This is a genomic window from Paenibacillus sp. FSL R5-0341 (assembly GCF_037975235.1).
GTDB lineage: Bacteria > Bacillota > Bacilli > Paenibacillales > Paenibacillaceae > Paenibacillus > Paenibacillus amylolyticus_A.
On record NZ_CP150241.1, the window covers coordinates 3,007,280 to 3,019,796 of the forward strand.

General features: G+C 44.3%; 13 protein-coding genes, 1 pseudogene and 1 riboswitch. Of the genes and pseudogenes, 11 read left to right on the plus strand and 3 right to left on the minus strand.

The window, feature by feature from the left end:
• Positions 1-75 precede the first annotated feature (75 nt).
• Positions 76-993 (minus strand): annotated as a pseudogene (locus MKX75_RS13490) (AraC family transcriptional regulator).
• Between the two features lie 530 nt (positions 994-1,523).
• Between MKX75_RS13490 and MKX75_RS13495 the strand changes: the two are divergent.
• From MKX75_RS13495 to MKX75_RS13520, 6 genes are all read left to right on the plus strand, one after another.
• A complete protein-coding gene (locus tag MKX75_RS13495; protein ID WP_339169973.1) occupies positions 1,524-2,288 on the plus strand; it encodes a class I SAM-dependent methyltransferase in 765 nt (254 codons plus the stop codon).
• An 11-nt stretch (positions 2,289-2,299) separates the two neighbouring features.
• Complete coding sequence (locus MKX75_RS13500; protein ID WP_339169974.1) at positions 2,300-2,929, plus strand: pentapeptide repeat-containing protein; 630 nt, start codon at positions 2,300-2,302, stop codon at positions 2,927-2,929.
• 70 nt (positions 2,930-2,999) lie between these two features.
• A riboswitch (guanidine-I (ykkC/yxkD leader) is annotated at positions 3,000-3,100 on the plus strand.
• A gap of 98 nt (positions 3,101-3,198) precedes the next feature.
• Positions 3,199-3,537 carry an SMR family transporter gene (locus MKX75_RS13505; RefSeq protein ID WP_339169975.1) on the plus strand — a complete coding sequence of 113 codons (339 nt, stop codon included), beginning with the start codon at positions 3,199-3,201 and terminating at the stop codon, positions 3,535-3,537.
• The gene (locus MKX75_RS13510) at positions 3,537-3,851 is read left to right on the plus strand and encodes a multidrug efflux SMR transporter (RefSeq protein WP_062834283.1); all 315 of its coding nucleotides are present in this window, start codon (positions 3,537-3,539) and stop codon (positions 3,849-3,851) included. The genes MKX75_RS13505 and MKX75_RS13510 overlap by 1 nt, the downstream gene beginning before the upstream one ends.
• Positions 3,852-3,967: 116 nt before the next feature.
• Positions 3,968-5,398, plus strand: a complete 1,431-nt coding sequence (locus MKX75_RS13515; RefSeq protein WP_339169976.1) for a DEAD/DEAH box helicase — start codon at positions 3,968-3,970, stop codon at positions 5,396-5,398.
• A gap of 142 nt (positions 5,399-5,540) precedes the next feature.
• Positions 5,541-5,894, plus strand: coding sequence for an MmcQ/YjbR family DNA-binding protein (locus MKX75_RS13520; RefSeq protein ID WP_339169977.1), 354 nt, complete (start codon positions 5,541-5,543; stop codon positions 5,892-5,894).
• A 23-nt stretch (positions 5,895-5,917) separates the two neighbouring features.
• On the opposite strand, the gene MKX75_RS13525 is transcribed toward MKX75_RS13520, so the two are convergent.
• Complete coding sequence (locus MKX75_RS13525) at positions 5,918-6,787, minus strand: MurR/RpiR family transcriptional regulator (protein WP_062834286.1); 870 nt, start codon at positions 6,785-6,787, stop codon at positions 5,918-5,920.
• A 179-nt stretch (positions 6,788-6,966) separates the two neighbouring features.
• On the opposite strand from MKX75_RS13525, the gene MKX75_RS13530 reads away from it, so the two are divergent.
• Complete coding sequence (locus MKX75_RS13530; RefSeq protein WP_339169979.1) at positions 6,967-7,986, plus strand: Gfo/Idh/MocA family oxidoreductase; 1,020 nt, start codon at positions 6,967-6,969, stop codon at positions 7,984-7,986.
• 115 nt (positions 7,987-8,101) lie between these two features.
• On the opposite strand, the gene MKX75_RS13535 is transcribed toward MKX75_RS13530, so the two are convergent.
• Positions 8,102-9,121, minus strand: a complete 1,020-nt coding sequence (locus MKX75_RS13535) for a zinc-binding dehydrogenase (protein WP_339169981.1) — start codon at positions 9,119-9,121, stop codon at positions 8,102-8,104.
• 194 nt (positions 9,122-9,315) lie between these two features.
• On the opposite strand from MKX75_RS13535, the gene MKX75_RS13540 reads away from it, so the two are divergent.
• The 4 genes from MKX75_RS13540 (at position 9,316) to MKX75_RS13555 (ending at position 12,471) form a co-directional block, all read left to right on the plus strand.
• Positions 9,316-9,987: a response regulator transcription factor gene (locus MKX75_RS13540; RefSeq protein ID WP_338594556.1), complete on the plus strand. Its 672-nt coding sequence runs from the start codon at positions 9,316-9,318 to the stop codon at positions 9,985-9,987.
• Positions 9,984-11,051: a HAMP domain-containing sensor histidine kinase gene (locus MKX75_RS13545; protein WP_339169983.1), complete on the plus strand. Its 1,068-nt coding sequence runs from the start codon at positions 9,984-9,986 to the stop codon at positions 11,049-11,051. Before MKX75_RS13540 ends, MKX75_RS13545 begins: the two co-directional genes overlap by 4 nt.
• A gap of 175 nt (positions 11,052-11,226) precedes the next feature.
• A complete protein-coding gene (locus MKX75_RS13550) occupies positions 11,227-11,760 on the plus strand; it encodes a hypothetical protein (protein ID WP_339169985.1) in 534 nt (177 codons plus the stop codon).
• 12 nt (positions 11,761-11,772) lie between these two features.
• Positions 11,773-12,471, plus strand: coding sequence for a hypothetical protein (locus MKX75_RS13555; protein ID WP_339169986.1), 699 nt, complete (start codon positions 11,773-11,775; stop codon positions 12,469-12,471).
• Positions 12,472-12,517: the final 46 nt, after the last annotated feature.

Consider the following 12,517-nt stretch of genomic DNA (forward strand, 5'->3'; position numbering starts at 1 on the left):
TACTGAAAAGAGGACAACCCGTTGGGGTTGTCCTCTTTTGGTTTGCTTTTTTGAGATAGAGAGTGCATATCTCGGTTATTCACTCAAGACGATATCATATTTCTCTTTCAACCGTCGGATATCAGCTCTTGGCGGTGCACCGAACATGCGTGCATATTCGCGGCTAAATTGAGAGGCACTCTCGTAGCCAACCCGGAACGCTACATCTGCCGCATCTGCAGATTCGGCCATCAGGAGTCGCCGGGCTTCCTGTAATCTTAATTGTTACTGGAATTGTAATGGGCTCATGGCTGTGATCTCTTTGAAGTGACGATGGAATGAAGAGACGCTCATGCTGGCGGTCTCAGCCAGATCTTCAATGCGAAATGGCTGTTCCCAATGGTGAACGATGTACTCGATCGATTCCCTGATCCGATATGTGCTGCTGCCTTCCACTGCAATCTGCGCCAATTCTCCTCCGTAGGGTCCCTGAAGGAGGCGGAACAGAATTTCTTTAACGTATAACGGAGCAAGGAACGGAATTTCTCCCGGCGTATCCAGCAATCGGACAAGCCGGAGTACAGCGTCCTGAATGGACGATTCCATCTGACCTACGAACATGGCTCGTCTGGCGTTTTCGTTGAAAGTTACCTTGATATTGCATTCGTTCAGTACTTCGAGAATTTGGTTCGGTGTGAATTCAAGCTTGAGACTTAAGTAGGGTGCATCGGCGGATGCCTTGATAATCTGCCCGATAACCGGGAGATTCATGGAAGCAATCAGATAATTTGAAGGTCCATATTCATAACGCTCCTGCGCGAGCAATACTTCTTTCAACCCTTGAACAATCACACAAAATGAAGGTTTATATACTCTGTATGCTGGCTCGCTAATCCTTGAATGGTGATAAACAAACAGGGAAGGAATCGCCGTTTCCATTGCACCATTATGATTGGAATGGCGTTCAATCAGGTCACTCAATTCCTGTTTTGGTTGAGATAATTCTTCGGTCATACGTATTCCTCCTCACGGGTTTAACCTAGTTACATTATAAAGCTTACCGTACAGAACCAAAAGGGGGCTTGAGAGGATCAGGCAATCAATTAAGACGATTGATATACCGCTTGTAACCCATGACTCGGCATACTAAGAGTATGTTAACAGAGTCAAGCAATTAAAGTTTATTTGAAAAGTTGGGTGAACAAGGTGATGAAGTGGTTATCAATCCAGGTCAGGCGAATTTTGATTGACAGGCTCGAATCACAGATTAAGTTGGAAGAGAATTCCGTACATCGAGATATATACTTCACATGCTGGTTAGAGCTCGTTTCCGAAGAGGTGGAGACAACATCCTTTTACAAAACAAATTCAAAGAGAAAACGTGCATTGAAATAGGAAATTTCAGATGATCTGAATTTTTAATGTTAAGGTCGCCACCCGGCAGCTATTTTTTTATAATGATCATAGAAGTGAATTGACAGTTCCGTTATATTAAAGTTATTATAGATACATTAGATCCTTAATTGAGAAGGAGATTATATTTTATGAATAACGGACATTCATTTGATCAAGGGAACGAATCGTGGAGTGGGCATTCTGCTCCTTTTACATCGTTACAGGAAACACCTATCTTATCCTTGCTCCAGCCGTCTCATGGGGAACGAATCCTTGATGTAGGTTGCGGCAATGGGGAGATGACAGCCAAAATTGCAGCCGCAGGAGCACTGCCAACAGGTATAGATTTTTCAGAGGAGACGATTAGGCAAGCTAAACTGAAATACCCGGATATGAATATCCAAGTCGAAAATGCCTGTCATTATCGGACAGAAGAACCGTTCGATGCGGTCTTCTCTCATGCCGTTCTGCATTGGATACAAGATGCTCCAGCTGTAGTTCAATCGATACAGTTAGCGCTCAAGACGGGTGGGCGATTCGTGGCTGAGTTTGCTGCAAATGGCAATACGGCTATATTAATTACAGCGGTACGGGAAGAACTGGATGCCCGTGGATACAAATGGGAAGGTCGGAATCCGTGGTATCACCCAACCATTGGGGAATATGCGAATTTACTGGAGCAAAACGGATTTCGAGTTAGTCTGGCCCAGCACGTGGACCAATTTACCCCGTTCAAGCCAGGTGCCAGAAAGTGGTTGACCAGCTTTGCAGAGTATTTATTCAGCGGTATCACACCTGCGGTACAGGATGTTATTATGGAAGCTGTTGAGAAAAAAGTACAGCCACAACTGATGCGGGATGGACAATGGTATTTGGACAGAAGCCGATTGCGAGTCGTAGCTGTTAAGGAATAGGGGAATGCGGTATGAGAGTGGACAAACCCAAGCTTCAGGAGCAGTTGCTCGAACCGGAAACGATTGTATTTCTCGAATCCAAAGTGGAGTACAAGCATAAACTGATCGAGAACATTACATTGGATCAACAGGAAGCGAGTAAGGTTTCCTTTGAAAATGTTGTATTTAGACATGTGACGATCTCGGAGTCTACCTTGGAACAATTTGAATTCACCGACGTCCGGTTCGAACACTGCGATTTTTCCAATGTCAATCTCTCTGGTGCCTTCATGCACCGGATCGAATGGCATAACTGCAAGTTTGTCGGAACTGATTTTTCCAATAGTCGATTGCAAAATGTCAATTTCCTTCATGGTCTAGGAGACTACAGCAACTTCCGTTTTGCCCATCTGAAACAGGTCTCCTTCTCGGAATGTACCTTGATTGGTGCGGACTTTGCCTATCTTGCACTTCAAAAAATGGCGTTCATTCAATGTAACATCGACCAAGCTTCCCTGACGGGGACCAAAATGAAGGATTTGGATCTTAGCGATTGCCAATTTGACTCCTTGGTGTTAACCATGGAAGATCTCAACGGTTGTGTGATTTCACCACATCAAGCCGCTACATTTGTAGGATTAATGGGCATCATTATTAGATAATTAGCATGATCATAATACCAGGGTTGCCAAGATAGTAGAAGTGTGTATAATTGGAGACACATTAGAATAAAAACAGGTTTTCTAGGGTTCCGCGGCGGTTGTGTCGGTCTGGTCCGAGAGAAAACTCGCAACCTGTTGGTTGTGCCACGGAGGGATAAAAGCCTGGGAGATGAACTGCTACATGCAGTTTGTTTCCCGGGCTTTTTTGTTTTTACGCTAATTTACCCATACTAGGTGAAAAAATGAATTAGAGAAGGAGTGTTACAGGAATGAATAAAACATGGATGTCGGTTGTGATTGCTGCTTTGTTTGAAGTGGGTTGGGTCATTGGATTGAAACATGCCAGTGGTCTGCTGGAATGGGGGCTTACACTCGTTGCGATTATAATCAGTTTCAGCTTAATGATTGCAGCTTCGCGGACACTGCCCGTGGGAACCGTATACGCGGTTTTCGTTGGCTTGGGTACCGCAGGTACAGTGCTTGCAGAGATTGTTTTGTTTAATGCACCTGTGCAAACTGGAAAAATGATACTCATTGGTGTACTTTTACTCGGCGTAGTTGGGCTTAAAATGCTAAGTAAAGAGAAGAATAAGGAGGTGCAGCTATAATGAACTGGGTATTTCTTGTCTTGGCAGGCGTATTTGAGATGATCGGAGTGCTGATGATAAACAAGTTGCACAAAGACCGTAATTTCATTTCACTGGTTTTATTGATAGCCGGGTTTGGTTTAAGCTTCCTGTTCCTGTCCCTTGCGATGGAAACTCTTCCGATGGGGACAGCATACGCCGTGTGGACGGGAATCGGCGCCTCCGGCGGTGCCATTCTGGGTATGGTGTTTTACGGAGAACCTCGAAATGCTTTAAGAATTCTATTTATCGCTATGGTGCTCGGATCGGCAGTCGGTCTTAAATTGGTGAGTTAAACAAGTGAAATTAAAAAGTTAATGTACAGATTACGTTTTTAATGGTATCCTTATACGTTACGTGTGAAATAAAAGATACGTCTTATTGATAGATGTGCGTAAATGAAGGAGACAACATGACATTTAAGGACTTAAATATTATCCCCTCTATTATGGAAGGGTTAAACAAAGCAAACTATACTAATCCTACCCCTATACAGGAACAGGCCATACCAGCTGTATTAGCTGGCAGAGATCTGCTGGGATGTGCACAGACAGGAACAGGCAAGACGGCAGCATTTTCAGTGCCAATCATTCAATTATTAAGCGAAAGATCCAAAGGACCCAAGTCCGCACGACATATTCGCTCATTGATTTTGACACCAACAAGAGAACTCGCGATTCAAATCGCGGATAACATCAAGGTATATAGTCGGTATACGGACATCCGTTGTACGGCTATCGTTGGCGGTGTTTCGCAAAAAGTGCAAGAGCGTGCACTGAATCAAGGTGCAGATATTATTATCGCAACGCCTGGCAGATTGAACGATCTGATTAATCAGAAGCGTATCGATCTGAAGATGGTTGAGATTCTCGTTCTGGATGAAGCAGACCGGATGTTGGACATGGGCTTCATTCATGATGTGAAAAGAATCATTGCCAAGATGCCCAACAAGAAGCAGACGCTGTTCTTCTCAGCTACGATGCCTCCTGAAATCACCAAAATGGTTAAAACCTTGCTGGTTGATCCAGTCAAAGTGGAAATTACACCAGTGTCTTCGACAGTAGACCGCATTGAGCAGTCTATATATTTGCTGGAGAATGGCAAGAAGCAGCAGATGTTGAACCAAATTTTGGAGGATAAATCCATCGTCACGGCATTGGTGTTCACACGCACGAAGCGCGGCGCTGACCGGGTTACACGTGATTTGGCCAAGGTGAATGTTACGGCACAGGCTATTCATGGCAATAAGTCTCAGAACGAGCGACAACGGGCACTGAACAACTTCAAGAGCGGGGCCACGCGAGTACTGGTGGCGACGGATATCGCGGCAAGAGGAATTGACGTGGAAGAACTGTCGCATGTCATCAACTTTAACCTGCCTAACATTCCGGAAACGTATGTTCACCGTATTGGACGTACAGGTAGAGCAGGGAAAAGCGGGATGGCCATCTCATTCTGTGAGAAAGACGAACTTCCATTCCTAAGGGATATTGAGAAAGTAATCAAAAAGACGATTCCTGAAGTGAAAGGTCATCCGTATCCAATGACAGGTGTACCTGTGTTTGAAAAAACGAACAAAGCACCAGGCGGTAAACCTGCCTATAACAAATCAGCTGCAGGTAAACCAGCCAAGTCCAAGGCTAACCCGGCACGCAAGCCCAAATCCGAGTGGTTTGCTAAGAGTAGTAAAACGACTAGTAGTCGTTCAAACGATGGTAGATCCAATAGTAGTCGTTCAAACGACGGCAGATCCAACGGCAGTAGATCACACAGCAGTAGCAGTAAACCCAATAATGGCTCGTTCAGCCGAAGCAGCAAAACACGAAACGATAGAGCCAATTAAGATTTAAATAAATCCAGATAAAACCTTCTCCATTCATATGGAGGAGGTTTTATTATGAGCTTTTATGTGTAACAAGCTTATTTACATACGAACTTACATTCGGTATCATTATATCGTCCATTGGTGAAAGGGAGGTATTGACTTGAAAGATACGATGATTGAATACAGCTTGAAGAAGAAAGGTGCGACCAAGGATTATCCATTTGGGCCTGACCCAGTCGCGATTAAGGTTGAGGGTAAGATGTTCGCGCTTATTTTTGAAAACAAAGAAAAGAATTGTCGCTTGAACTTAAAATGTGATCCCATTATTGCAGAGAACCTGAGAGAGCAGCATGAAGCCGTTCAACCGGGATATCATATGAACAAAAAACACTGGAATACCATTACGCTGGATGGTTCCTTGTCAGATGAGGATATCTACGTCATGATTGATCACTCTTATGATATGGTTGTCAAATCCCTTCCGAAAAGCGTTCGGGAATCTCTGACCGAATAGTGAAGCTTTTCATGTAACTTACATTAATCGTCACTTAACAGGTCACTGACCTGGAGTTTCTCATATGTCTCGGCTGAAGTCTGCCTATTCGTCGCGTAGTTGATTTTATAGATACAAGAGTAGATGACGTTTAACACGTATTCAAAAGCAATTTGGGAAGAAAAGGATCCGATCTTGGCAAGCTTCACTTCATCATTGGGAACTCGGATACAGATCGTGCTGAGCTTCGCCAGTTCGCTGTGGCTGGTTGCTGTGATGGTGATAAAAGGAATGTGTTCGCGCTTAAAATGATGGGCCGCTGTAATATAACTCTGAGATTTTCCATGATAGGTAAGGAAAATGGCACAATCTTTTGTGGTCAAGTTGACGGTATGGTGCGCCCATTCAGACAGCTCCGTGGCAATGACTACATATTTGTTGATTTTGAACAATTTATTTTGAAAACTTTTCGCCCGAATCTGTGAATCGCCCATGGCGTAGATGAATATCCGTTCAGCCCGATCCAGTAATTGCGCTGTGAGTGACAGCAGGTCATCGTCCATATAGGCCACATTCTTCTCGATGGTTTCCTTCATTAATTCGGCAATTTCTTTTGCTACCTGAAGCGAAGACTCACCCAGACTGAACGGATAATTTGGGTCCACATTGGAGATGTTCTGGGCGGAGTCCTGTTCAAATTCCCGGGCAAGTCTGATGATGAATTCTTTGAAGCCAGTGAGTTCAAGTTTGTGAACGAGTCGATTAATTGCTGAATGCGAGGTATAGGTGACTTTCGCGAGTTCTTGCACATTTAAATGAAGAATACGGTCCTTATGCGTCAATATGTAGGAAGCAATGCTTTTTTCATTCGGTGTAAAGTTATGCATGTCGGTTAATTGAGTTAGTATTTTCATTAAGTTCACCCCAGGTAAGTTGAATAACGTCGATTACGGGCGTTCATTAAACATTTTGTTTATAGACAGACCGTCAGGCATACCTAAAAATGGTCGATTGTACCGTTATGGCGGCAAAGCCTTTATTCAGAGCTGTCTTCTTTTATAATAAATGAAAAAGAGCCTTGGGGGGAATGATTATGTTAACCATCGGATACATCGGTAATGGCAAGAGCACGAATCGATACCATCTTCCTTTTTCATTGAATAGGGATCATCTGAACGTAAAAACCATATACGCACGCAATCTGGATAAAACCGAGTGGGATCGTATACCTGACGTAAACTACACGGATGATGTCTCCACGGTGATGAATGATGAGGAGATTCAATTGGTGGTGGTCTGCACTCATACAGAGTCCCATTACTCATACGCGAAAATGGCACTCGATCATGGCAAACATGTGCTTGTGGAAAAACCGTTCATGTTAACCCAGGCTGAAGCCATATCCATCTTCCAATACGCGAAAGAGAAAAATCTGGTGATTCAATGTTATCAGAACAGACGTTATGATTCGGACTTCCTTACAACGAAGAAAGTGATTGAATCAGGGAAGCTGGGGGATCTGCTGGAAATAGAGATGCACTACGATTACTACCGTCCGGAAATCCCGAACAACATCTCTCATTTTTCCAAATATCACAGCTATCTATACGGACATGGGGTGCATACCATCGACCAGGTGTTATCCTACTTTGGCAAGCCGGATACGATCCATTCCGATGTGCGTCAACTGCTTGGTGAGGGAAGAATGAACGATTACTTTGACCTGGACTTTTATTATTCCTCACTCAAAGTGTCCGTCAAATCAAGCTTTTTCCGCTTGAAGCCCCGTCCAAGCTTTGTGGTATATGGCAAGAAGGGTGTGTTCGTGAAACAAACGGAGGATCGGCAGGAGGAACATCTGAAATTGTTTTATCTGCCCAAGGGACATGCTGATTTTGGCGTGGATCTCCCGCAGCACTATGGCGTCTTGACCTATCTGGATGATGAAGGAATCTATCATGAGGAAAAAGTGGTTTCGGAGATTGGCGACTACGCCCGAGTGTATGACGATATCTATCAAGCCATTGTACATGGCAAGGATAAGGTCATCCAAGATGAAGAAACGATTACTGCGATGGGGATTCTGGAACAAGGTATAGCCGCGTGCAAATAAACAAATAAGCATTGAGCTTACGATTATAGATCAGTCTCGAAGAATAAGTAAGTTAAGATGAATGACAAAAGCCACCTTCTGGTGGCTTTTGTCGTTCGATTTCAAATAATCTCAATTAAGTTAAATCCACAACCACTTTAACCGTTCCTTTGGCCTGAATCGCTGTATTAAAGGCTTCCTGGATATCATCCAGTTTGTATACCTGTGTTACAAGAGTAGATAATTCAGGATGGAAGTGGGTCAGATGTTCCACAACCTTACTGAAATCCTCGTGCGTGTATCCACTGGAACCTCTCACTTGCACTTCTTTGGACATCACCTGTTGTAGGCTGATGGGCACCTCGGTTTTATATACGGCAATAATTGAGATTCTGGCCTGCGGTTTGACGATCTTCATGATCTTCTCGAACAACACGGGAGCACCAGCCGCATCGATAAATACATCGACATTCGGCACCTCAACGCCGTATACGTTCACGGTGCCGTAGTGTCCAGCAAGTCCCTCTTCGAGGGTAGTAGTCGAGGTATTCACGGTCAGAGCACCGAGTCCTGCAGCTTTGGCGAGACGCCATTCATCGATATCCACAACACATACCTGTTTCATTCCCTCAGCAATCAGACTTGCAGCAGCCAGCAGGCCAATCGGACCCGCGCCCATGATGACAATCCGATCTTCAGGCTTCGGATCTGCACTGAAAGCCCCATGTCGTCCTACACTCATAGGTTCAATCAATGAGGCTACTTCTGCCGGGACACTTGCATCTATTTCATACAAGTTATAATTAAGCTTGGCTTCCTCCACCAGAACGTACTGGGAGAATCCGGAGCATTCCAGGGATTTGCGTCTTCCAACTTTTTTTGCGGTAATGGGATTAATGCCTACACGCATCCCGATGTGAATCTCCGAAGCAACGTCAGAGCCAATCTCAACAATTTCACCAACCATCTCATGTCCAAATTCAGAGCCCAGACTGATGCCCATATCTCCTTGACCCACTTTAACAATGTTAATATCAGTTCCGCAGATTCCACCGCGCAGATTTCGTACCAGAACATCGGTTGGACCGACAACCGGCATTGGTTTTTCTTCCACACGAATATCATTTTTCCCATAATAAATAGCTGCTTTCATCATGACTCACTCCTTAGGACTCATTATCATTCACTGCTTGAGCGACTGAGTACGTTTATCATGATGCAGCGATGTTTCCGTGTTGTTTGAATATTGTTTATGAGATATTAATTTAAGAGATGATAGATAGACGGTTTAAACAATTTTTTAACATCTGGACATTATAATGAGGACATGTAGCTTGAAAGGATGATTAGATGATCAAAATACTTGTGGTAGAGGACGACATTAAACTGAATCGTATTATCTGTACATATCTAACCAATAACGGATATCACGCTATCGGATGCTTTAATCCGCGAGAGGCGTATGATTTGATGTATAACGACATGTACGATCTTCTAATTTCCGATGTCATGATGCCAGAGATCGACGGATTTGAGTTTGCCGAGACGGTGAGACAGATTAATAAGACCATTCCCATTCTTTTTGTTACAGCACGTGACGATATTTCATCGAAACAAAAGGGGTATCAGGCGGGGATCGATGATTATATGGTCAAACCCGTGGATCTGGACGAGCTCGTCCTGCGTGTAGGTGCGCTGTTGCGGCGGGCCAATATTGCCCATGAGAAGAAACTGAGTGTAGGAAGTCTGTTGATGGATGCAAATGATATGACAACTACGGTAAACGGGGAGGAAATATCCGTAACGGTACGAGAATTCAATATCCTTTACAAATTGCTTTCTTATCCCAAACATACCTTTTCCCGTGCACAGCTCATGGACGAGTTCTGGGGTATTGACAGTCAGACCAGCCTGCGTGCAGTGGACGTATACATTGTTAAACTTCGGGACAAGTTCTCCGTGTGTGAGGATTTTAAAATCGTGACAGTGCACGGACTTGGCTACAAGGCTGTATTGCAATGACCAAGACACAGATCCCGGACGTGAGAATTAAAAAGCCACTACTATCATGGAAAGAGTTTCTCGGTACGTATCTCTTGTTGTCTACGTTGACCGCAGGACAAGCACTCATCTATAACGCCTATCTGCCCGTGGGTTATGTCCCATGGCCTTACATTTTCGGTATCTCGGGATACTGGGTCATCGTCAGTCTTATTTTTTGCCTGGTGACGGCAAGGCAGAAGTATAATGCCTTCGATAAGCCAATGCGCAAACTCAGTGAGGCTGCGAAGCAGGTAGCGGAAGGAGATTTCTCCGTATATCTGGAACCGATTCACCGAGCGGATAAGCAGAACTACGTGGATGTGATGTTCGAGGATTTTAATAAAATGGTAGAAGAGCTGAACAGTATTGAAACATTGAAAAATGACTTCATCTCCAATGTATCTCACGAGATTAAGACACCTTTATCGGTCATCCACGGCTATGCCATGGCGTTGCAGCAGGATGATATACGCCCAGAGCTTCGAAAAGAGTACACAGACACCATCATTTCTTCCACGAACAAACTCGCGACCCTCGTCGTTAATATTCTGAAGCTGAACAAATTGGAGAATCAGGAGATTATCCCGGTTGCCGAGCCTTATGATCTGTGCAGGCAGCTTGCTGAATGTGCTCTTTCTTTTGAACAGACCTGGGAAGAAAAAGATATTGAATTCATGGTGGATATCGAAGATCGTGCCATCATTCATGCGGAAGAGAGTATGCTGGAGATCGTATGGCATAATCTCTTCTCCAATGCGCTCAAATTCACATCTCCCGGAGGAAAGATCACCCTCAAGCAGACGTCGGATGAAGACACCATTACAGTCATGGTATCGGACACAGGCTGTGGCATGAATGAAGAAACGATGAAACATATCTTCGATAAATTCTATCAAGGGGACCCCTCCCATCACGGAGAGGGGAATGGCCTTGGTCTCGCTCTTTCGTTGCGTGTCATCGAGTTGATGGGTGGTTCTATTTCGGTGGAAAGCGAACCCCAGAAGGGCACAACCTTCACCGTTAAGCTAAAAGTGGGAGAGTAACATATAGCCTAGTTACGTGATCTTGAATAGCTAAGCCTGAATTCGAAACCATTGAATTCAGGCTTTTATTCATATTTCGTAAACATTTCATAAGCAACTTATAAACATTTGGTCGGTACGATAGGAACATCCAATGAGGGATATAAAGAAAACAATAGAGGGAGTGATGACACACATGAGTGAGATGATCAGAACTGAACATAGCTTCGTCGGCTATGAATATAAAGACGTTATTGTGAAGCAAGATGCCGAATCATTATATACGGACGGATATGCGCACTTTGGCTGGATTCTGGAAGCTACTTCAACACCATTTCAAAACGTGGGTTCCGTCACGATGAAGTTCAAGCGGGATCGCAAGATTCGGAACAAAGCGGAGTTGACCCGCCTGCAAAGACAATTTGAATCCTGTGTGACCGAGATCGCAACATTGGAACGATCCAAGATCATGGGCGCTTCTGCCGTTGCTTATATCATCGGAATTGTTGGCACAGCATGTATGGCTGGCTCGGTGTTTGCATATCAGGCAGACATGCTACCTCTTACCATTACGCTGGCGGTCCCCGGTTTTGCAGGCTGGATTATTCCGTATTTCAGCTACTGCGGGCTTCGCAAGAAAAAGTCCGACAAGGTGACGCCGTACATCGACAAGAAATATGACGAAATATACGAGGTATGTGAAAAGGCGAATGGTCTGCTCACCAAGTAGTATGAATATCCTATGAAAATGAAGACATACTTGAAGTCCCTATGGGCCCGTCACCTTGGAAATAAGCAAGATCGAACGGCCATGATCAACGTTGCTTCGCTTGTTATCAATGCTTTGATTGGAATAGGCAAGTTAATCCTGGGGATCTATCTGCTTTCCGGATGGTTCATTACGAATGCTGTGTATTATCTGATTCTGTGTGTAGCCAAAGGGCAGGTACTTCAACAATATAAAGTTGCTAAAAGGATGGAATCTCCCCAAGAAAGATATACTTTGGAGCTTACGGTCTATAAGCGCGGAGGTCTTTTCCTTTGCTTTCTGGGGATATCCTATTCAATAGTCTGCCTGCGAATGTATCTGATCGGCGATGCCTTCATCTATAGCGGCATCATTGTGTATGTCGTAGCTACAGTTGCCTTTACCAAGCTGGCTTTTGCCATATATGGTACCTGGGCTAATCGTCATCTCCATAACCCAATTATGTCTACATTGAAAATGATTAATTTCACAGATGCCATGGTATCCATCGTCGTGACGCAAGCGACACTGCTTACCATGCAAGCCTCACCTCTTGCATTAAAAACCAGTAGCCTGTTTGGCATGGGATGCAGTGCTTTATTTTGTCTGATGGGAGTCTGGATGATGTTCCACAAGAACAAGGACTCCAATAGGGAGCAGGGGAGTGCAACAAACGAACAGGGAGATGAATGAGGAGGGATTCACATGGAATGGTGTTATGTACTCCTGCTCAATATCA